The sequence below is a fragment of the Nocardia sp. NPDC006982 genome (genome assembly GCF_042869435.1).
Lineage (GTDB): Bacteria > Actinomycetota > Actinomycetes > Mycobacteriales > Mycobacteriaceae > Nocardia.
On sequence record NZ_JBIAFV010000018.1, the window covers coordinates 133,945 to 153,140 of the forward strand.

The window sequence follows — 19,196 nt, forward strand, 5'->3', positions numbered from 1 at the left end:
GCGTCGACATGCACAGGCAGATATCGACTCGAACAGGATCTCGACGCGCGGCCGGTCACGTATGCGGCATGCTCGCGGCAACCTCGCGCCGCGATCGCAGCCCGAGCTTGGCCAGGATGTTCGATACATGGGACTGAACTGTGCGGCGCGACAAGAACATTTGCGCCGCGATATCGGGATTGGTGCAGCCTTCGGCGACGAGCGCGGCTACCTTGCGCTCGGTATCGGTCAGCGCCGCCCAGCCGGATTTGGGCCGGTTGCGTCGACCGCGGACACCTCGCCGAATGTCGTACGGTCGCACGCGTGCGACCGTACGGGCGGTGTCCCACGATGCGCCGAGGCGGCTGTAGATCCCGATCGCGGTGTCCAGCGAACGGCGGGCATCGACATCGCGTCCTGCGGCGGCGAGCAGCACAGCGGCGTTCTCGTGAGCGTGCGCTTGGTAGAGCAGCCGCCCGGACCGCCGGAAGGCCCGGGCCGCCGCCAGCACGCTCTCGGAATCGCGCTCGGCCAGACCTCGACACAGCAGTGCTGTCCCGATCCTGGAGGCGGTCGGCTGTCGCGCCACGAGTTCGTCGGCGCCGACCACTACCGACCGCGCCGCATCCTTATCGCCGAGGTCCGCGGCCAGTCGGGCGATATCCGGGAAGATGTAGTACAGCGTCGCCGCGGCCGAATGGTCGGCGAGTCGCTCATGGGTGTCGACGAGCAGCTTCAAGGCGAGGTCCGGATGGCTGTGTGCCTCGTGCGTCAACGCCTTCGCCCACAGGTGCAAGTGCGCGTAGCCGGTGGTACCCGCGAAGTCGTCCGCGATGGGAATACGGTCCACGTCCGGCAGGAACGTGCCGCGGTGAATACCGATGAGCGCCGCGAGGCTACCCGCAACCGTCGCGTACCCGAGCACGTCCGGCGCCGCGCCGATGCTGCATTCGGCCACCGCGTCATCCCAGCGACCGTTCAGCAGGTAGAGCCGTGCCTTGGCGACCAGGTTCGCGGACTGGGACATGCCAGGGACACGGCGGTTGTGCGCTATCGCCTGATTCAGCACGTCTTCGGCATCGGCCAGGCGATCGAGCTCGATCAGACAAAGTGCCCGCAGCGCGTACGGATCGAACTGGTCCGGTCTGGTACCGACGGTCGAGGCGATGGGTATCCGGGTGCTCGACTCCAGTGCCTCGATGAGATCGCCTCGGATGTACCGGACCGCGCCCACGGCGCTGAGGCCGTATCCGATAGCGCGGGGATCCCCACTGGATTCCCCCATCGCGATCGCGATTCGACCCGCTTGCTCGGCCGCATCGAACCGCTCGAGGAATACATTGTCCACCGCGCACATGCCGTGAAAGCGGCCCACCGCCTCGACATCGAGATCCATTGTGCTCAGCGCCGTTTCGGCGATATCGACGGCATCGGCGATTCGGCCCCGGGCTCGGCAGACATGGGCGAGCAGCCAGCGCATTTCGATATCTTCGCCGTACTCCGACCGCGTCGACAGCGCAACGCGCACTTCGGCCTCCGCCTCGGCAGTTCGACCGCTCCGCAGCAGCGCCTCGATATACCGGCGGATCAGCGGTGGGTTATCGGACTCCGTCGTCGCGCGCCGCAGCAGTCGCACCGCCAGCTCGGGCGCTCGGAAAGCCAACTTGTCGGCTACCGCTACCAGCCAGTCGACGCTGGTGTCATCCAGTTCGTAGTCGGCGACCGCCAGATAATGTGCGATCCGCTCGATCGGCGCGTTGGTCGTCTGCAGTACCCGACCAGCCGTGCGCAGCAGACCAGCGCGCACCGTGGCAGGTAGCTGATCCGACAGCACCTGCCGGATCAGGTCATGCCGGAACACCACTTCGGAGTCGACAAGTGCGAGCACTCCAGTCGCCATCACGTCACTGACGACGCTCCATACCTCCAGGAGGGGGCGGTCCAGAATCGCTGCCAGTTCCGTGACGTCGACGACCGGGCCGAGCGCGGCGGCAGTCGCCAGTACGTCCAGGGTCCGGCGCGGCAGAAAGTCCAACCGCCGCGAAATCGCCTGCGCGAGTGTGGTGGACGGGCGCTGCCCGGCGACTGCCTCGGCGATGTCGGCGGCGGCGGTCAGCGTGATCGCCCGCTCACGCAGCAAGGCGGCCACCAATTCGGTGATGTAGCGCGGATTTCCGCTCGCACCCGCCACCGTCCGCAGCAACCCCGGGCCGGGGGAGGCACCGACGATATGCGACACCAATTCCGCCGCTGCCCCGGCGGATAGCCCGCTGAGTCGTATCAGCGGAGCGCGGCATGCGCGGAGTTCGGCCGATAGCGCGGTGAACGCGGAGTCCTGAGGCTGTGGGCGGGCACCGAGCAGCAGCAGTAGCGGTAGCTCATCGACGCGGGCGCGCAGCCGCTGCAACACCGACACGCTCGACGCGTCGGCCCAATGGACGTCGTCCATGATCAGCGCGAGCGGGCCGGTAGCGCACCAGGTCTCGATGTGATCGAGGATCGTCTCGGCGATGACGATCTCGTGCCCTGCCTCGGCGGCGCGCGCCCGAATGTCGCGGTCGAGCAAGGCACGGATCGGATCTGCGCCTGGTGTGCCGGGGTCGAGCCAGGAGCGCAGCGCGGCGAACGGGACGGTCTGCCGAAGTTCGGTGGCGGCCCCGAGTCGAATATGCAGGCCCGCCGCCGCGCACCGCACCCTGGCCGCGTCCAACAGAGACGTCTTGCCGATACCTGGTTCGCCCTGCACCAGCACGACGGCACCCCGCCCCGCAGCGGCCCGTGCCGCGAGCGCCGCCAGCATCTCGATCTCGCCATCACGACCGATGACCGCCGACGTGCCGTATTCCGGGGAAGGCCGCGTCAACGAACTGGGCATGCCGGAGCCCGATCACCGATCCCGACTGAATCCGGCACCACGTCGACATGCCCGGAGGGAGATACGGCAATGGATGGCAAATCCCATTGTCGTGCCGATTTTTCGGCGTGGCAGGCGACGTTCCATCCGAACGGCATCAGGTGGACGCGTTCCCCGTATTGCCCCAGTTGCGCGGCAAGGTCGGAAAGCACATCGAGTGTGTCGGCGACGTGGGTGAGGACATCCAGTGGACCGGCCTCCGGCGTGAACCGGCTACCCGAGGTTGCGCATTGCGGGGTTCCGGCGATAACGATATGGGCCGCCTCGCTGACGAGGCACAGGTACCGGATCGCGCGGACGGCCTCGGCGGTCAAGGGCCAATCGCCCGGTTCGACGACGACTCGCACTACCAGGCAATCGACGAACCTCTGCATCACCCCCACCGTCGCGGGGTCCACGGCCACGGCGCAGGGACCGGCCGCCACCAGTGCGTATTCGTAACTGCGCCAACGACTTCCGACGCCCCTCATCCAAGAGACCTCCCCCGCGGACGCTGCTGAAGGCCGGTCATGGCTGGGTCGGCACCTTCTGGCCGACGACACCGCAGAGGGTGTAACAGAATACGAACGGCACCACACCGTCGTTGAACCATGCGTGTGGGGTGCCGTGCTGGATCACGCAATCGCCGACTCGCAGCGATACATCGACGCCGTCGCCGAGACGCAGGCGGCCCTCGCCGCTGAGCACGACGATGAAGTCGATGCTCACGGTGCTGTGCATGCCGGGCGCCGCGGGGTCGAAGGCCGCCATCATTCCCGGCAGTTTCGCCTCCGCTTCCGCGACGACGGCCGTCATCGCCTCCTCGGACAGGTCGGCATCGGGCTCATAGGTCAGCCCCGGGGGTACCGAGATGAATCCGAAACGCAGCCCGCCCGGACCGGGAAAATAGCTCGTGTCGGTCTGCGCAGGCAGCTTGTCGACCGGCAGCTCGGGAAGTTCGTCGAGCTCCCACATCCGATGGATCTCGGTGCCGGGCAGCAGCGCCAATGTCAGCGGGTCGATGGTTTCATCCGCCAGCACCCGTCCCTGTCCGGTTCCGTTGTCGCCGATCATGATTCTGCGCATTTGAACTCCTGAATATCGTCCGCAACCAGCCGAATCGGGTCGGCACCGATGGCCGCACCGGCCGATCCGGGCCTCAGCTATCCGGACCGTATCCGCGGCCCGCGCAAACCCGCATGTCCCGAAGCGCATGAGCATTGTCCGAATGCGCAGACCTCGAAACCCGGCAATGCTTGCTCCAGCGGTGATCCGCGCGGTTCTGCACTAGGCTTCGTCCAGAGTTGGGGCCGACGCCCGGGCCACCGATGATCGTCGAATCGGAGGCGATATTCATGAATCAAGCGGCTATCGCCGACTCCACCACGACAAGTGTGGTGGATCCACATGAGCGAGCCGAGTACTGGGCCGATCTGATCAGCACATACCACTGTCGGCTCGGCTACAGATTCCCGAGCAGCACCGACTTCCAAGGGCACACGCAGCTGCGGCGCACCGACGCCTACCAGCTCGTCGGGTGGAAATCGGATGCTGTCACCTACCTTCGCAACCCGAGCCATATCCGCGCCGACCCCGATGACGACTACCGGCTGATCGTTCCGTTCGCCGGGCGACTGTCCTTCCGCACCGCCGACGGGTACGGGATCCTTGCCCCGGGAACAATGGCCCTGGTTTCCGTCGACCGCCCCTACGCGATGTCCATGTCCGACGGCACGCGCGGGATGATCATCACCATTGCGCGCAAGGAGATCAAACATCGCCTCAACCGCGTCGTTCCACCCGATCACCCACTGGATCTCACGACCGGGCTCGGGCGGGTGACCGACGGGATTCTCCGCGGCCTGCACAGCGAATCCGCCGCACTCACCGACCTCCAATTCGACAGCGTCTCCGAACGGCTGGTGGATCTGCTCTGCATGCAGATCCTCGGCGAACCGGCGAGTTCGCCCACCCATCTCGCCCATGTCGAAGCGACCGCTCGCCGGTATATCCACGACCATGCCGAAGATCCGGACCTCACCGGCACGCGCGTCGCCGTTGCGCTCGGCTGGTCACTGCGGCAAATTCAACTGGCGTTCAGCAATGCCGGCACCACGCCCAGCGATGTCATCCGGGAAGAACGCCTGCGACTGGCGCGCGACCGCCTGCGCAGCCCCGCCTACCAGCATCGAAGTATTACCGATATCGCATCGGACCTCGGCTTCGGTTCGATGAGCAGCTTCAGCAAGGCCTTCCGCCGGCGCTTCGACGTCACACCCGGCCAGCTCCGCGAGGACCGGCGGGCCGCATCCGAGGGATGATTTCAGCAGCGACCGGCTGGCACGATCACGCTATCGTCGCTGCGTGGACTCCCTGCGCCAGCTGCGGTACTTCGTCGCCGTCGCCGAAGAACTGCATTTCGGGCGGGCGGCCGAACGCCTCGGCATAGCGCAGCCGCCGCTGAGCCAGCGCATTCGCAAACTCGAACAGGATCTCGGCGCCCGGCTCTTCGACCGGGACAGCCGCCGCGTCGAACTCACCGAGGCGGGTCAGATCCTGCTCGTCGAAGCCCGCGATCTGCTGGCCCGGTGGGAGCGCGCGCAACGGCTGGTGGGCAAGGCGCATCGGGGTGAGATCGATGCGCTGCGCGTCGGTGTCCCACCCGAACTGGCCGGACGGGTGCTCGCGGCGATCCTCACCGCATTCGAAAGCCGTGACGTCCGCGTCGATCTACAGGAACTGACCACCGCCGAGCAGATCCGACTGCTCGCCGACCGCCAACTCGATGCCGGACTGCTGCAACATCCCGTCGATGTGGTCGGACTCGAGCTCGGCCCCGAGGTGGAAACACCGCTCGGCGTGGTGCTGCCGCGCGACTCGCCGCTGGCCACGCGCTCCGCGCTCACCCTCGCCGACCTGGCCGGACTCGGCCTGGTGATCTTTCCGCGGGCCGCCGCGCCCGGACTCTACGACGCGACGCTGCGCACCTGCTGGGAGCACGGCTTCCGGCCCACCCGCCTCCAGCACGCGCGCAATCCCGAATTCGTGCTCGGCATGGTGCTTTCCGGCCGCGGCGTCGCCTTCGACCAGGGCATGGTCGCGCAAAAGGAACCGCGCGTCGTCTGGCGACCGCTGACCGATGCACTGAGCTGGCGGCTCTCGCTGGCCTGGCCCGCCGCAGCGCCGCATCCGCTGGTCCGCGAACTGGCCGAGTTGATCGTCACAGTCATCCAGGGCGACGGCGCGTCACGGGCCGCGCCCGCTCAGGAGGTGGCGCAGCGGCCGTGGAATGTCGTATTCGGCAGATCGTGACGGATGCGGTGAATCGCCAGCCGCGCGGCCTCGCCGATCGCATGATCCACCTCGGGCAATCGCTGGGCCAGCGTATCCGCCCTGGTGAATACCGCTACCGCATAACGACTTCCACCGGGATAGGCCACCACCCCGATCTCATTGCGAATCGCGGGCAATGATCCGGTCTTGCCCCACACCGACACCTCCGACGGGAAGGCCGCGGCGAGCCGGTGCCAGTTGAGCTGCCGGCCCATGAGCTCGCGCACCCACCGGCAGGCGGCCGGATCGCCCGCGCGGTCCTGGCCGAGCAGGGTGAGCAGCCGGGTCATATCGCGCGGCGTGCTCGCGGTCGTGCGCAGCGGGTCCATGGCCCGGGTGGCAAGCACTTCCGAAACGCTCAGGGTCGGGAAGCGCCGCGCGAATTCGGCGGTATCGGATGCGCCGATATCCTCCGCCATGGTCTGCACGACATACCTGGGCGAGCCGACGATCCGCGTCTCGGTGAGCCCCAATTCGCGCACCAGCGAGCGCACATTGTCCAGGCCGACGCGATCGAAGAGCAGGTCAGCGGCGGTGTTGTCGCTGACGGTCAGTGCGAAGAACGCCGCATCGCGCAAACTGAATTCGACATCGTCCAGGCATCCGGCGGTGCCGACGCCACCGAGCCGGTCCGCCGCGCTCGCCCGGACCCGATCGGTCGGGTCGAGCTGACCGGCGACCACCTGACGGGCGAACTCCAGCACCAACGGCACCTTCACCACCGACGCCAGCACTACCGGTTCATCGGCGCCGAGCCCCACCTCACCGGCGCAATCGAAACATCGGGCGTGCACCCAACCACGCACACCGGCCTTACGGAAGATCTCCTCCACGACTGCCAAACTTCCACACGGGACTGCTCCGAGTCAGCTTGACTCTCCCGCCGATGGAGGGTTCACGCTCGTCACCGTCCGAGATTTCGATACCGAAGGGCTCACGATGAAACTCGATCTGGCCAAGAGCGACCGGCACTACTACGACGCCACCCGGGAACCCGAACTGCGCACCTTCGACACCTACGGCTATCTGACGGTCACCGGCTTCGGCGCACCCGGCGGCGAGCGGTACACCGAGGCCGTGCAGACGCTGTACCGAACCGCGTACGGCGCCAAGAAGATCGCCAAGGCGGGCGGCCAGGACTTCGTGGTGCCGAAGCTGGAGGGCCAGTGGTGGGTGAACTCCGATGAACCGCCGCTGTCGGTGCCGCGCGAGCAGTGGCAGTGGAAGCTGATGATCCGCATGCCCGAGGTGGTCACCGCCGAGATGGTGTCCGGGGCGACGTTCGAGAGGCTGACCGAGGGGGAGGCAATCCAGGTCATGCATATCGGACCGTATGCCACCGAACCGGAGACGCTGGCCAGGATGGAAGCGTTCATGACCGCCGAGGGGTTGCTCATGAACGGCCGCCATCACGAGATCTACCTCTCGGATCCGCGCAAAAACCCCGGCGCGAATACCCGCACGATCCTGCGTCATCCCGTGCGCCGCGCCTGAGATCTACTGTGCGGCAAGCAGTTTACCAGGCGCGTCCGAGATAGCCGAGCAGTCGACGGTGTGCGGGCGCGTCCGCCGGTACCGTGACCTCCTCGTCGAACATCCCCGGCTTGCGGAACCCATCGAGTCCGCCCATGGCGTGCATGGTGGTCAGCAGTTCGGCGCACAATTCGTCATCGGCGAGGTCTGGGCGATCGATGGCCACCGCGATATCGACGCCGTGCGCGACGACCTCGGTGAGATGGACCATGGCGGCCGCCGGACCGGGGAGCTCGCCGAGTGCGATGCGCACGGTGCCGGTCAGGGCGTCGGGGCGATGCCAGGCGGCGCGGTCCACCTCGGCGGCCGCGGCGAACGCGCCCTGCGGATCGATGCCGAGCCAGTCGTCCTCGAGTCCGGCGCCCGCATCGGTCCCGCTCACCCCGGCCGCGAATCGATGCATATTGCCGACGGCGTGATTGAGCACCGCGTGCACATCCCAATCCTGACACGGCGTCGGCGCCGCGAGCCGGTCGCCGTCGACGGCGGCGATCACGATCGCACCCGTCATATCCAGTGCGCGGTCGATCTGTCCGATCACATTGTCCATGGGCATCCTTCGCTCGAAGCGTCAGCAGAAGAGTTAGCACAACCGGGTGACATCCAAACTCGATCCAACGCCGCCCAGATCACGGAATCCAGCACGGCAAGGACCCGAAAAGGTTGCGCCGATTCCTTTCCGGATCGAATGCACCGAGATGTGAACGGCCCTATCGAGTTCCGCCCAGCAGTGCGGACCGCCGGCCGATCGGGGCCGACGGTCCGCGGTGACGTATACGAAATCCGTTAGCCGAGAACCGGATAGTTGGCACGGATCACCGACTGAGGGTCACGCGCCCGCTTGATCTCCCGCAACCGCGCCAAGGTCGACGAGTCGAATGCCGCGGCGGCCGTCTCTTCCGGAGTGAGGAAGGTGTAGGGCTTGAGCCCGCTGATGTGCGCGCCGATCGCATCGACGATCGCGGCCCGCCGGGCCTTGACCGCCTCGGCGATGTGCGGAAGGCCGAGTCCCAATGCGTAGAGCAGATAGGACTCGGTGACCGGTCCGCGCGCGCCACCGTCCGCGCCCGCCCTGGCGAATGCGCCGCCGAGATGGCGGATCTGGATATCGACCAGCGGTGCGACCGGCTCGTCGAGCATGGTCTTGACGACCGCGTCGCCGAGGTCGGTGAGCAGTTCGGCGCGGGACAGGGACGGGCTGGGATCGGTTGGCTCTGCGGTGATTTCGCCGAGATTCGCCACCGACAGCGCGCCGCGCTTATCGGCGAGCGGCCCATCGATCGCGTCCAACCGGGTGAGCAGGGACCGGCCGACCTCGGGATCGCCGAGGTAGGCGACATCCAGCGCAACCATCGGCGGCGCATCCGGGAACTGGAACCGGTGGAACCACACCGACAGTTCGTCGGGTGCGTCGGCGGTGATCTCCTGGAAAGCCTCGAAGACCTCCGCCGTACGCGCACCGTGCCACATCACCCGCCCGCCGTAGAGCCCCGGCGCCGGGAAGAGGTCGAATTCGAGCGCGGTCACCACCGCGAAATCGCCGCCGCCACCACGCAATGCCCAGAACAGCTCCGGATCGTTCGCGGCGGTCACCCGAGCTCGTACGCCCTCGGCGTCGACGATCTCGAAGGCGCGCACCGCATCCGAGGCCCAACCGTGCTTGCGGCCGAACCAGCTGAGCCCGCCGCCGAGGGTGTATCCGGTGACGCCGACCACCGGATTACTGCCTGCGAGTCCGGTGAGTCCGTGCGCTGCGGCCGCGGCCTGCACCGAGCCCCAGTTCGCGCCCGCGCCGACCTTCGCCACCCGCCGCTCGGCATCGATCTCGACACTGTCCAGCCCCCCGGTGCGCAGCAGGATCGCGTTCGCCACCCCGCCCGCGGCGCCGTGCCCGGTCGGCTGCGCGATCACCGGCACCCCGGCTCGACGTGCGTGTGCCACGACCGCCGCGACGTCATCCGCATCGCCGGCCCGCACCACCGCGGCGACCGGTTGGGTGACCGTCAAGGTCCACGGCCGCGCCGCCGCCTCGAAGCCCGCGTCACCCGGCACCAGCACCCGGCCGGATAGTTCAGCGCGCAGATCCTCGAATGTCATTGGTATTTCCTCACTTCGCAGCTGTGCTCGAAAGCACCTGCGGCCCGTGGATCGTGCCGCGACTACCCCAATGACGAAACAGGAGCGGCAAATGTAACAGCGGCCGCCCGAGATTCTCGGACGGCCGCTGCGAAATCAGGTTTTATCAGGCCCTTCGTCGGACTCGACGTCCTTCTTGTCGAGCCGGGCGATACCGGGTTCGGTGCCCTCGTCGGCCGCCTGATCCGGTTCCGGACGTTCGGGCTCGAAGGTCGCGGGCAGGCCTTTTATATGCCGGTTCATCGACCGCACCAGCAGGACGGTCCCGGCGAGCAGCACCAGGATGATCACGAGTCCGAGCGGCGACGCCTTGCCGAATTCAGGTCCGGTGGGCGTGCCGGGAGATTGCGCGAGAAGAACCAACATCACCGGTGCTCGTCTTCGATACCGGCGAACAGATCGGTCTCCGGCCGCGTGGAGTCGACCCTGGACTTGGCCAGTTCGAACTCCTCGGTCGGCCACAGCCGCTGCTGCATTTCCATCGGAATCGCGAAGAACGCGCCGTTCGGATCGATCTGGGTGGCGTGCGCGCGCAGGGCGTCATCGCGCTGCGGGAAGTACTTGGCGCACTCGATCTGGGTGGTCACCCTGGTCATGCCGTCTGGACGGCCCTGCCGGTAGGCGCGCGTGCGTTCCAACCACTCCTGCAGCGGAAACGGCTCACCGATCCGCTCGTATTCGGCGGCGAAGACATCCAGGCGGGCCATGGTGAAACCGTGGTCGTAGTAGATCTTCAGCGGCTGCCACGGCTCGCCCGCATCAGGAAAACGATCCGGATCGCCCGCCGCCTCGAACGCGGCCATCGACACCTCGTGGCAGCGGATGTGATCGGGATGCGGGTAGCCGCCGTTCTCGTCATAGGTGGTCATCACATGCGGCTTGAATTCGCGCACCACGCGGACCAGCGCCTCGACGGCTTCGTCCAGCGGGACCAGCGCGAAGCAGCCCTCGGGTAGCGGCGGCAGCGGATCGCCCTCGGGTAGGCCCGAGTCGACGAAACCGAGCCAGGTCTGGCGCACACCGAGCGCCGCGGCCGCGGCCTCCATCTCCTCGCGCCGGATCTCATCGATCCGCTCCAACACGCCGGGGGTATCCATCGCAGGATTGAGGATGCTGCCGCGTTCGCCGCCGGTCAGCGTGACGATGAGGACATCATGGCCCTCGTCGGCATACCGTGCGGTCGTCGCGGCACCCTTGCTGGATTCGTCGTCGGGGTGCGCATGAACCGCCATGAGCCGAAAGCCACTCACGTCTCGTTCACCTCATCAACCACCGTCATACCTCGTACTCTCCGCCGCCGGGGTCCGATCTGCCTGTCCCTATAGTTCCATTCGACAGACTTTTGTTCCGACGTACCCCCCGGAGTGAGACGGCATGAGTGAAACGCCCGGTGACACGCCGATCGACCGACGTGCCGACCGGTACGGAACCACGCCACGCCCGACGCGCCGCTGGATTCCGTTCGCACTCGGCGCGGTCGTGCTCGCCACGGGTCTCGGGGTCGCCTACGTCGGCTTTCAGAAGTACGGCCCGGAGGATATCGACGCCGAACAGCTCGGATACACCGTCGTCGACGACTCGACCATCTCGGTCCATCTCAAGGTCACTCGCAAGGATCCGCAGCAGCCGGTGGTGTGTTTCGTCCGCGCGATGGCCAGGGACGGGTCCGAATTGGGCCGCCGCGAGGTGCTGATCGAGCCGTCCGGCAGCGGCACCATCGAGCTGACGACATTCGTGCGCGCCTCCGCCCGGCCGGTGTCGAGCAGCATTTACGGCTGCAGTGATGACGTGCCGAAGTATCTGCGCGCGGGCTGAATCCGGGCAATAGACAACCGAGGCGTCCACAAAATGAACGCCGACCTGCATGTTTGTGATTCATGCTAAAATGGCGTGATACACGGTTCCGGGGCTCGGAGCCGTGTTTGCTGCATTGGCGGCCAGCGCTGTCAGTTCCGGGTGAGTGAGTTTGCCGGACCTGAGGCCTGTCGGGGTTCGATGAACTTCCCCAGGATGGCACTAGCCGTCGGCTGGTGCGTGCCCGCCCCCTGTGGGCACTGCAGCGGATCAGGGAACCCGGCCCCGGCCGGGAACAACTACTAGGGAGTGATCGAGATGACTGAGACGCAAGTGACTTGGCTGACCCCGGAGTCGCACGACAGGCTCAAGGGTGAACTCGACGCGCTCATCGCCAATCGTCCGGTCATCGCCGCCGAGATCAACGAGCGCCGCGAAGAGGGCGACCTCAAGGAAAACGGCGGATATCACGCCGCGCGTGAAGAGCAGGGTCAGCAGGAAGCGCGCATCCGGCAGCTGCAGGAGCTGCTGAACAACGCCAAGGTCGGCGTCGCGCCCACCAAGTCCGGCGTCGCATTGCCGGGTTCGGTCGTCAAGGTCTACTACGACGGTGACGAATCCGACACCGAGACCTTCCTCATCGCGACCCGCGAAGAGGGTCTCAACGATTCCAAGCTCGAGACCTACTCGCCGAATTCGCCGCTCGGTGGCGCGCTCATCGATGCGAAGGTCGGCGACACCCGTGAGTACACGCTGCCCAACGGCAAGACCATGAAGGTCACGCTGGTCAGCGCCGAGCCGTACCACAGCTGATCTCAGGCCTGAAGCCATGAAGAACGGCCGCATCCGGAAAGTACGGATGCGGCCGCTCTTCGTTTCCATATCTAGTTCGCCAGTGCCTGTTCGACGTCGGCCAGCAGATCGCTGACGTCCTCTATGCCCACCGAGAGCCGGACCAGATCGTCCGGCACTTCGAGCTGCGAGCCCGCGGTGGAGGCATGCGTCATGGCGGCCGGATGTTCGATCAGCGATTCCACGCCGCCGAGCGATTCGGCGAGAGTGAAGATCTTGGTGCGCGAGCAGAACTCGTGCGCCGCATCTCTGCCGCCGTTGAGCCGCACCGAAATCATGCCGCCGAAACGCTTCATCTGCTTATCGGCGATGGCGTGGCCCGGATGCTCGGCCAGACCGGGGTAGATGACCTGCGAGATCGCCGGATGCCTGGTCAGGAATTCGGCAATGGTCTCGGCGTTGTCGCAGTGCCGATCCATCCGCACCGCGAGGGTCTTGGTGCCGCGCAGGGTGAGGTAGGCGTCGAACGGGCCGGGCACCGCACCCGCACCGTTCTGCAAGAAGGCGAATGCCGCATCGAGTTCTGGATCGTTGGTGATCAACGCACCACCCACGACATCGGAGTGTCCACCGAGGTACTTGGTGGTCGAATGCGTGACGATATCGGCGCCGAGCAGCAGCGGCTGCTGCAGGTACGGCGTGGCAAAGGTGTTGTCCACCACCAGTTTCGCGCCCGCGACGTGCGCGACCTCGGCGAGCGCCGGAATGTCACCGATGCTCAGCAGCGGGTTGGTGGGGGTTTCGATCCAGATCAGCTTGGTGTTCGGGCGGATCGCCGCGCGCATCTCGTCGACATTGAATACATGCGCGGGCGAATGCTCGATGCCCCACTGGCTGAAGACCTTGTCGATCAGCCGGAAGGTGCCGCCGTAGGCGTCGTCGGGGATAACGATGTGGTCACCGGGACGCAACGTCGCCCGCAGCGCACAGTCGGTGGCGGCCATGCCGGAGGCGAATGCGCGTCCGTAGCGGCCCGATTCGAGCGCGGCGAGGTTCGACTCGAGTGCGGTCCTGGTCGGGTTGCCGGTGCGGCCGTATTCGTAGCCTTCGCGCAACCCGCCCACCCCGTCCTGGGCGAACGTCGAACTCGCGTAGATCGGCACGTTCACCGCACCGGTCCGCGCTTCGGGTTCGTATCCGGCGTGCACGGCTCTGGTGGAGAATCCCAGCTCAGCTCTGTTCGTTGTTCGCTCGCTGCGCTCGCTCATGGGGGTCAGCCTAAACCTGGGCGATCGGCGGGCTATCGGCCGGATCATCTGTTGTGACCCGATCCCGGCTTTCGCGGCGGCGACGGCGGTAGGTTGAGCTCATGCTGAGCGTTGATGAACTGTTCGCGATCGATGCCCTGTTGACCGAGGACGAGCGCGAGATCCGCGATACCGTCCGCACGTTCGCGAATCATCGGTTGCGGCCGCAGATCGCGGAATGGTTCGAGGCAGGAACGTTTCCGGCACGTGAGCTTGCACCGGAACTCGGCAATGTCGGGTTGCTCGGTATGCACCTGGAGGGGTACGGCTGCGCGGGCCTTTCGGCGACCGCCTACGGTCTGGCCTGCCAGGAGCTCGAGGCGGTCGATTCGGGTGTGCGGAGCATGGTTTCGGTGCAGGGTTCACTGGCCATGACCGCGATCCACAAGTTCGGTTCCGAGGAGCAGAAGCAGCAGTGGCTGCCGGATATGGCGGCCGGGCGCGCGCTCGGCTGTTTCGGACTCACCGAGCCGGATTTCGGCTCGAATCCCGGTGGCATGCGGACCAGGGCCAAGCGCGACGGCACCGACTGGGTGCTCAACGGCTCCAAAATGTGGATCACCAACGGATCGGTGGCCGATATCGCGGTGGTGTGGGCGCAGACCGAGGACGAGGGCAGGCAGGTGGTGCGCGGCTTCCTGGTCCCGGCGGACACGCCCGGATTCACCGCGCGAGAGATGCATCACAAGTTGTCGTTGCGCGCGTCGGTGACCGCTGAGTTGGACTTCGACGATGTGCGGCTGCCCGCCGATGCGGTGCTGGCGCAGTCGCGCGGCCTCAGTTCCCCGCTTGCTTGTCTGAGCGAGGCGCGGTTCGGCATTATCTTCGGCGCGCTCGGCGCGGCGCGCGACTGTCTCGCCGCGACCATCGAGTACGCGCGGACCAGAGAGGTCTTCGACAAGCCGCTGGCCGCCTACCAGCTGACCCAGGCGAAGCTCGCCGATATGGCGCTCGAGTACGGCAAGGGCCAGCTGCTCGCGCTGCAGGTCGGCAGGTTGAAGGATCGCGGCGAAGTGCTGGCCGAGCAGATCAGCGCGGGCAAGTTGAACAGCACCCGGGAGGCCATCGCCATCGCCCGCGAATGCCGAACCATCCTCGGCGCCAACGGCATCACACTGGACTATCCGGTGCTCCGGCACGCGAACAACCTCGAGTCAGTACTCACCTATGAAGGCACGGCCGAGGTGCACCAGTTGGTGCTAGGAAAAGCGCTCACCGACTCGAATGCATTTCGATAACAAACTAGGCCGGACGTTTGAACAAAACGCCACAATCCCATAGATGCGGGCCGATTGCCGGCACGAGCGGATGTTTTGCTCGCCCCGGCACCACCTCCGCCTCCACGCCACCCGCCGCTCTGCCTGAGCCCGCCCAGACATCACGTCTATGACACGAGAATGCTCTGGTGGCGGGCCTTCTCGACATTTGCCGCCACCAGCGCATGGTGATCACTCGTCCAACCCGATTACATCCGCTCGCCAGGCCCCGGCGACGGCGGCGTGTCGGAGAAGGGGTCAGCGCAGGTCGCGGGGGTCGTCGTAGCGCATGTATTCGCCGGTCCGGGAAAAGTCGCCTTGGTGGGAGTAGTCGTCTTGTATGGCGTCTGCCCAGCCCTGGCCGCGGGCTGCCTGCTGGTCCATCCAGATTTGTTCGCGGACGGCGTCTTCGCGGCCGCGATGGTAGGCCTTGGCGTGGCCCTTGACGGCGGGCATTTCGCTGTCGAGATCGCTCATCCAGCCCTCCCAGCGCCGCTGCATGGGACGGATCATGCCGCCGCCGACGGCGACCACCAGGATGCCGCCGATGGTGGCGAGCACGGTGATGAGGATCGGCATGGTGACCGAGGTCGCGACCCCGATCTGGTCGAGTGCGGCGACGATGCCGACACCCCAGATGAATACCGCGGCGATCCGGCCGATCGTCGCGCCATGGGACAGGCCGCCGAGCATATTCGTGACCATTTCGCGCACGGCGTGTGCGATAGCGCCGGCGACCACCACGATGACGATTGCGACGGCGGCTTCGGGCAGCCAGAAGACGATGCCGTTGGGCGTCGCGCTGACCGGATTCGGGCCGAACACCCCGAAGCCGAGTTGCAATGCGATCAGCACGATCGCGTAGTACGCGAGTTTCGCGAGCAGATCCGAGGCGTCATAGCTCTTGTGCGCGAGTATCTGCTCGAGCCCACCGCGCTCGACCAGTCGGTCGAAACCGACCCGATCCAGCACACGAACCACAATCGCGGCGACCATCTTCGCGATGATCCAGCCGACGAGCATGATGACCAGGAATCCGGCCAACTTGGGGACGAATGTCGCGATAGAGCTCCAAGCGTCGGAGAACCCGGTCTGGAAATCGATAGCCGAACTGGAGGTGTGCACGGTCCTTCCCTTCGCTATCCGATTATGCCGAGGCGGTTTGCCGAAGCGGCTTCGAGAGCGGTTATACCCGGCACCCACCAGCAGAATTGCCCATTTGCGAAACATTTGCCAAATTTGGACAATCGGGGCGCAACGGTCAAGCATTTTCCGATACATTCCCAGCCACCCATATGCCGAACCCGCACTCGGCTCGTCCGCACCGCTATGACCGCCTATGAAGTTCCGAATTCCGAAAAAGAGTGCGGCAGTTGGGGGAACGCGCCGGTCGGGCCGGACTGGTGCTGTGTGCCGACCACTCGCCACACCCAGATGCCGCGAATCCTGGTGCGCGACTGGTACATTCAACATTGCAGACTGGTCGGCCTAGTTCACAACGCGAATTGCACCGTGTAGAGAACATTGTTACTGCCTGTCATCGCGGTGCCATCTTGATGTCACCGAATCGGCAAGGGACGAGGCGCAAGCTTTATCGCATCGAGATGTCCATGGAGGTACACGATGCACGCGCTCTCATCCGACCCCGCCTGCCGATTGCTCTCGATCACGTTGGGAGCCAGCCATGTTCGTGCGTAGTAGCGGCCCGATCATCGAGGGCGCGCGAGCGCTGCCGGATCAACGCGAATTGGTCGCCGCCTTCGGCGGACATCCGGTCGAGCCGGGGCAGGATCATCCGCTCATTCCGTTGGCACAGGCACTCGCCGACCTGCACCGGCAGCGGCACGGCGATCCGCTCGCCACCGCCGGAATCGATTGCCGCCGAGCCGAACTCGTCTCCGCCATCGATACCTGGGTGATCACCCGAGTGCCGCAGCGGCGCTCGACCGCACACATCCGCGCCGAATCCATCGGCGCGACCATGGATCGAATGGCCGCCGCCTACGTGCACGCCAGCCACCTACTGCATACCGCCGAGAAGGTCACCGACGATCGCGTGCACGCGGCCTGGTACCGCCTCGCTCTGCTCGCCGATCACTGGAGCGACCTCATTATTGGTGCCGCCCAAGCCAATTCGCGCCCCCGCCGATCCGCATGACGGGAACACGAACACTCAGATAGAGCCTGTGCTCAGGAATCCGAGCAGATCGTGGCGAGTGATCACACCGACGGGTTTGCCGTCCTCGACCACCATCAACGCATCGGTATCCGACAGCGCCTTGGTCGCGGCCGAAATGGGCTCGCCCGAGCCGATCAGCGGGAACGACGGGCTCATATGCTGGGCGACCGAATCCGTCAGCTGCGCACGGCCTTCGAAGACCGCCGACAGCAGGTCACGCTCGGTCACGCTGCCCGCGACCTCGCCCGCCATCACCGGCGGCTCGGCACCGACGACCGGCATCTGCGAAACCCCGTACTCGCGCAGGATCTCGATCGCATCGCGCAGGGTCTCCGACGGGTGGGTGTGCACCAGATCCGGCAGCGCACCCGACTTGCCGCGCAGCACATCGCCGACCAGCGGCTCCGCCGCGCCGTCCATCCGATCCCGCAGGAAGCCGTAGGAGCTCATCCACTGGTCGTTGAAGATCTTGGACAGGTAGCCGCGGCCGCCGTCGGGCAGCAGTACGACCACGATCGCATCCGGATCGCGCCGGGCGACCTCGATGGCGGCGATCACAGCCATACCGCAGGAGCCGCCGACCAGCAGGCCCTCCTCGCGCGCGAGCCTGCGGGTCATATCGAAGGAGTCGGCATCGGAGACGGCGATGATCTCGTCCGGCACGGCCGGGTCATAGGCCGAGGGCCAGAAGTCCTCACCGACGCCTTCGACCAGATACGGCCGACCGGTGCCGCCGGAGTACACCGACCCCTCGGGATCTGCGCCGACGATCCGCACCTTGCCGCCGGAGACTTCCTTCAGATACCGACCGGCGCCGGTGATGGTGCCGCCGGTACCGACACCGGCCACGAAATGGGTGACCTTGCCGTCGGTATCGCGCCAGATCTCCGGGCCGGTGGTCTCGTAGTGGCTGTCCGGGCCGCCCGGGTTGGAGTACTGGTCCGGCTTCCACGCGCCGTCGATCTCGCGGACCAGCCGGTCGGAGACGCTGTAGTAGCTGTCCGGGTGGTCCGGGGGAACCGCGGTCGGGCACACCACGACTTCGGCGCCATAGGCGCGCAGCACGTTGCGCTTGTCCTCGCTGACCTTGTCCGGGCAGACGAATACGCACTGGTAGCCGCGCTGCTGTGCGACCAGCGCGAGCCCGACACCGGTATTGCCTGAGGTCGGCTCGACAATGGTGCCGCCCGGTCGCAGCGCGCCGGAGGCCTCGGCCGCCTCGATCATCTTCACGGCGATGCGGTCCTTGGAGCTACCGCCCGGATTCAGATATTCGATCTTGGCCGCGACAATGCCTGCGTTGGGGCCCACCACCGAGTTCAATCGAACCAGCGGCGTATTGCCGATGAGGTCAACGACGTGATCAGCGATGCGCATGCCCCCTATCGTTGCAGAAGGGGTCGGTATCGGTGCGCGCGCGTCCAGCCCGACAAATCGCACATGACGGCGATCACTTGCCTAGGATCGCAAATATGAAGCAGCCGAACATCGCTCGCGCCGCGACAGTTCTGGCCGGAGCGGCAGTGGCCGCCGGAGTCGTCGGGGCCGCCCCCGCACAGGCCGCGACCGTTCAGTTCCCGCAGGTGCCGACGCTGGCGCACGGCGGCCTCTGCTGGACGACCGTCCGCACCTGGGCCGACACCAGTGCGCAGTGGCCGGGCCGGGCCGTTCTCAATGTGCGCGCGGACCCGGCGGTGGGTCTCGGACCCGGTGACTATCCGCTGGCTCCGCTGTGTGAGGTCCGCACCACCGTCGCGTGGCGCAATCTGAACACCGGCGCGACGGGCAGCTACGACAACAACGTGGTCACCGGCCTCTACGGCAGCATTCAGTACGCCCTGTTCCAGGACACCGGTCCGGGACGCGTCGAGGTCACCGTCAGCACCGACACCGCGAGCGTCCCCGCGCACGGGTGGTTCGACGTTCCCGGCGAACCGCCGGCCTGAGCGGCGCAGCAAGTCTGCTCCCTGCCACACTGCAGAGCCCGAGCGTGG

General features: G+C 66.4%; 19 protein-coding genes. 8 read left to right on the plus strand and 11 right to left on the minus strand.

Features of this window, described 5'->3' with window-relative positions; genetic code table 11:
• Positions 1-55 precede the first annotated feature (55 nt).
• Genes ACFYOW_RS41510 through ACFYOW_RS41520 form a run of 3 tightly spaced genes read right to left on the minus strand, consistent with a single transcriptional unit; the run spans position 56 to position 3,958 of the window.
• Positions 56-2,854: an AAA family ATPase gene (locus ACFYOW_RS41510; RefSeq protein ID WP_387296186.1), complete on the minus strand. Its 2,799-nt coding sequence runs from the start codon at positions 2,852-2,854 to the stop codon at positions 56-58.
• Complete coding sequence (locus tag ACFYOW_RS41515; protein WP_387296189.1) at positions 2,839-3,363, minus strand: hypothetical protein; 525 nt, start codon at positions 3,361-3,363, stop codon at positions 2,839-2,841. Before ACFYOW_RS41515 ends, ACFYOW_RS41510 begins: the two co-directional genes overlap by 16 nt.
• 37 nt (positions 3,364-3,400) lie before the next feature.
• A complete protein-coding gene (locus tag ACFYOW_RS41520) occupies positions 3,401-3,958 on the minus strand; it encodes a cupin domain-containing protein (RefSeq protein WP_387296191.1) in 558 nt (185 codons plus the stop codon).
• Positions 3,959-4,227: 269 nt separating this feature from the next.
• Here ACFYOW_RS41520 and ACFYOW_RS41525 point away from each other — a divergent pair, with 269 nt between their 5' ends.
• Both ACFYOW_RS41525 and ACFYOW_RS41530 read left to right on the plus strand, forming a co-directional pair.
• Entirely contained in the window at positions 4,228-5,193 is a 966-nt protein-coding gene (locus ACFYOW_RS41525; protein ID WP_387296194.1) for a helix-turn-helix domain-containing protein, read from the plus strand.
• A 43-nt stretch (positions 5,194-5,236) separates the two neighbouring features.
• The gene (locus ACFYOW_RS41530) at positions 5,237-6,184 is read left to right on the plus strand and encodes a LysR substrate-binding domain-containing protein (RefSeq protein WP_387296196.1); all 948 of its coding nucleotides are present in this window, start codon (positions 5,237-5,239) and stop codon (positions 6,182-6,184) included.
• On the opposite strand, the gene ACFYOW_RS41535 is transcribed toward ACFYOW_RS41530, so the two are convergent.
• Positions 6,136-7,038: a serine hydrolase gene (locus ACFYOW_RS41535; protein ID WP_387296281.1), complete on the minus strand. Its 903-nt coding sequence runs from the start codon at positions 7,036-7,038 to the stop codon at positions 6,136-6,138. The two genes, ACFYOW_RS41530 and ACFYOW_RS41535, sit on opposite strands and share 49 nt — an antisense overlap.
• A gap of 106 nt (positions 7,039-7,144) precedes the next feature.
• Here ACFYOW_RS41535 and ACFYOW_RS41540 point away from each other — a divergent pair, with 106 nt between their 5' ends.
• Entirely contained in the window at positions 7,145-7,699 is a 555-nt protein-coding gene (locus tag ACFYOW_RS41540) for a GyrI-like domain-containing protein (protein WP_387296198.1), read from the plus strand.
• 22 nt (positions 7,700-7,721) lie between these two features.
• Here ACFYOW_RS41540 and ACFYOW_RS41545 read toward each other — a convergent pair whose 3' ends face one another.
• The 4 genes from ACFYOW_RS41545 to mca all read right to left on the minus strand — a co-directional run bounded on the left by ACFYOW_RS41545 (position 7,722) and on the right by mca (position 11,106).
• Complete coding sequence (locus ACFYOW_RS41545) at positions 7,722-8,288, minus strand: TIGR03086 family metal-binding protein (RefSeq protein WP_387296200.1); 567 nt, start codon at positions 8,286-8,288, stop codon at positions 7,722-7,724.
• 236 nt (positions 8,289-8,524) lie between these two features.
• Complete coding sequence (locus ACFYOW_RS41550; RefSeq protein WP_387296202.1) at positions 8,525-9,835, minus strand: FAD-binding oxidoreductase; 1,311 nt, start codon at positions 9,833-9,835, stop codon at positions 8,525-8,527.
• Positions 9,836-9,970: 135 nt separating this feature from the next.
• Positions 9,971-10,240 (minus strand): hypothetical protein, encoded by a 270-nt coding sequence (locus tag ACFYOW_RS41555; protein ID WP_387296283.1) that lies wholly within the window; start codon positions 10,238-10,240, stop codon positions 9,971-9,973.
• Entirely contained in the window at positions 10,240-11,106 is an 867-nt protein-coding gene (gene mca / locus ACFYOW_RS41560; protein ID WP_387296285.1) for a mycothiol conjugate amidase Mca, read from the minus strand. The genes ACFYOW_RS41555 and mca overlap by 1 nt, the downstream gene beginning before the upstream one ends.
• Positions 11,107-11,248: 142 nt before the next feature.
• Here mca and ACFYOW_RS41565 point away from each other — a divergent pair, with 142 nt between their 5' ends.
• Positions 11,249-11,689: a DUF4307 domain-containing protein gene (locus ACFYOW_RS41565; RefSeq protein WP_387296204.1), complete on the plus strand. Its 441-nt coding sequence runs from the start codon at positions 11,249-11,251 to the stop codon at positions 11,687-11,689.
• A gap of 297 nt (positions 11,690-11,986) precedes the next feature.
• The gene (greA, locus tag ACFYOW_RS41570; protein ID WP_040695247.1) at positions 11,987-12,481 is read left to right on the plus strand and encodes a transcription elongation factor GreA; all 495 of its coding nucleotides are present in this window, start codon (positions 11,987-11,989) and stop codon (positions 12,479-12,481) included.
• A 71-nt stretch (positions 12,482-12,552) separates the two neighbouring features.
• On the opposite strand, the gene ACFYOW_RS41575 is transcribed toward greA, so the two are convergent.
• Entirely contained in the window at positions 12,553-13,728 is a 1,176-nt protein-coding gene (locus ACFYOW_RS41575) for a cystathionine gamma-synthase (RefSeq protein WP_387296206.1), read from the minus strand.
• A 101-nt stretch (positions 13,729-13,829) separates the two neighbouring features.
• Between ACFYOW_RS41575 and ACFYOW_RS41580 the strand changes: the two genes are divergently transcribed.
• Positions 13,830-15,005, plus strand: coding sequence for an acyl-CoA dehydrogenase family protein (locus ACFYOW_RS41580; protein ID WP_387296208.1), 1,176 nt, complete (start codon positions 13,830-13,832; stop codon positions 15,003-15,005).
• A gap of 276 nt (positions 15,006-15,281) precedes the next feature.
• Here the strand turns inward: ACFYOW_RS41580 and ACFYOW_RS41585 are convergent, their stop codons facing one another.
• Entirely contained in the window at positions 15,282-16,148 is an 867-nt protein-coding gene (locus tag ACFYOW_RS41585; protein WP_387296210.1) for a hypothetical protein, read from the minus strand.
• Between the two features lie 559 nt (positions 16,149-16,707).
• On the opposite strand from ACFYOW_RS41585, the gene ACFYOW_RS41590 reads away from it, so the two are divergent.
• Complete coding sequence (locus ACFYOW_RS41590; RefSeq protein WP_387296212.1) at positions 16,708-17,181, plus strand: DUF4254 domain-containing protein; 474 nt, start codon at positions 16,708-16,710, stop codon at positions 17,179-17,181.
• A gap of 15 nt (positions 17,182-17,196) precedes the next feature.
• On the opposite strand, the gene ACFYOW_RS41595 is transcribed toward ACFYOW_RS41590, so the two are convergent.
• Entirely contained in the window at positions 17,197-18,579 is a 1,383-nt protein-coding gene (locus ACFYOW_RS41595; RefSeq protein WP_387296214.1) for a cystathionine beta-synthase, read from the minus strand.
• Positions 18,580-18,674: 95 nt separating this feature from the next.
• Here ACFYOW_RS41595 and ACFYOW_RS41600 point away from each other — a divergent pair, with 95 nt between their 5' ends.
• Positions 18,675-19,148, plus strand: coding sequence for a hypothetical protein (locus tag ACFYOW_RS41600; protein ID WP_387296216.1), 474 nt, complete (start codon positions 18,675-18,677; stop codon positions 19,146-19,148).
• Positions 19,149-19,196 lie beyond the last annotated feature (48 nt).

Excerpts from the sequence above, each read along its gene's own strand:
- ACFYOW_RS41510 (WP_387296186.1), bottom strand. The coding sequence starts at position 2,854 with ATGCCCAGTTCGTTGACGCGGCCTTCCCCGGAATACGGCACGTCGGCG.
- ACFYOW_RS41515 (WP_387296189.1), bottom strand. The coding sequence starts at position 3,363 with ATGAGGGGCGTCGGAAGTCGTTGGCGCAGTTACGAATACGCACTGGTG.
- ACFYOW_RS41520 (WP_387296191.1), bottom strand. The coding sequence starts at position 3,958 with ATGCGCAGAATCATGATCGGCGACAACGGAACCGGACAGGGACGGGTG.
- ACFYOW_RS41525 (WP_387296194.1), top strand. The coding sequence starts at position 4,228 with ATGAATCAAGCGGCTATCGCCGACTCCACCACGACAAGTGTGGTGGAT.
- ACFYOW_RS41540 (WP_387296198.1), top strand. The coding sequence starts at position 7,145 with ATGAAACTCGATCTGGCCAAGAGCGACCGGCACTACTACGACGCCACC.
- ACFYOW_RS41545 (WP_387296200.1), bottom strand. The coding sequence starts at position 8,288 with ATGGACAATGTGATCGGACAGATCGACCGCGCACTGGATATGACGGGT.
- ACFYOW_RS41550 (WP_387296202.1), bottom strand. The coding sequence starts at position 9,835 with ATGACATTCGAGGATCTGCGCGCTGAACTATCCGGCCGGGTGCTGGTG.
- ACFYOW_RS41555 (WP_387296283.1), bottom strand. The coding sequence starts at position 10,240 with ATGTTGGTTCTTCTCGCGCAATCTCCCGGCACGCCCACCGGACCTGAA.
- mca (WP_387296285.1), bottom strand. The coding sequence starts at position 11,106 with ATGGCGGTTCATGCGCACCCCGACGACGAATCCAGCAAGGGTGCCGCG.
- ACFYOW_RS41565 (WP_387296204.1), top strand. The coding sequence starts at position 11,249 with ATGAGTGAAACGCCCGGTGACACGCCGATCGACCGACGTGCCGACCGG.
- greA (WP_040695247.1), top strand. The coding sequence starts at position 11,987 with ATGACTGAGACGCAAGTGACTTGGCTGACCCCGGAGTCGCACGACAGG.
- ACFYOW_RS41575 (WP_387296206.1), bottom strand. The coding sequence starts at position 13,728 with ATGAGCGAGCGCAGCGAGCGAACAACGAACAGAGCTGAGCTGGGATTC.
- ACFYOW_RS41580 (WP_387296208.1), top strand. The coding sequence starts at position 13,830 with ATGCTGAGCGTTGATGAACTGTTCGCGATCGATGCCCTGTTGACCGAG.
- ACFYOW_RS41590 (WP_387296212.1), top strand. The coding sequence starts at position 16,708 with ATGTTCGTGCGTAGTAGCGGCCCGATCATCGAGGGCGCGCGAGCGCTG.
- ACFYOW_RS41595 (WP_387296214.1), bottom strand. The coding sequence starts at position 18,579 with ATGCGCATCGCTGATCACGTCGTTGACCTCATCGGCAATACGCCGCTG.
- ACFYOW_RS41600 (WP_387296216.1), top strand. The coding sequence starts at position 18,675 with ATGAAGCAGCCGAACATCGCTCGCGCCGCGACAGTTCTGGCCGGAGCG.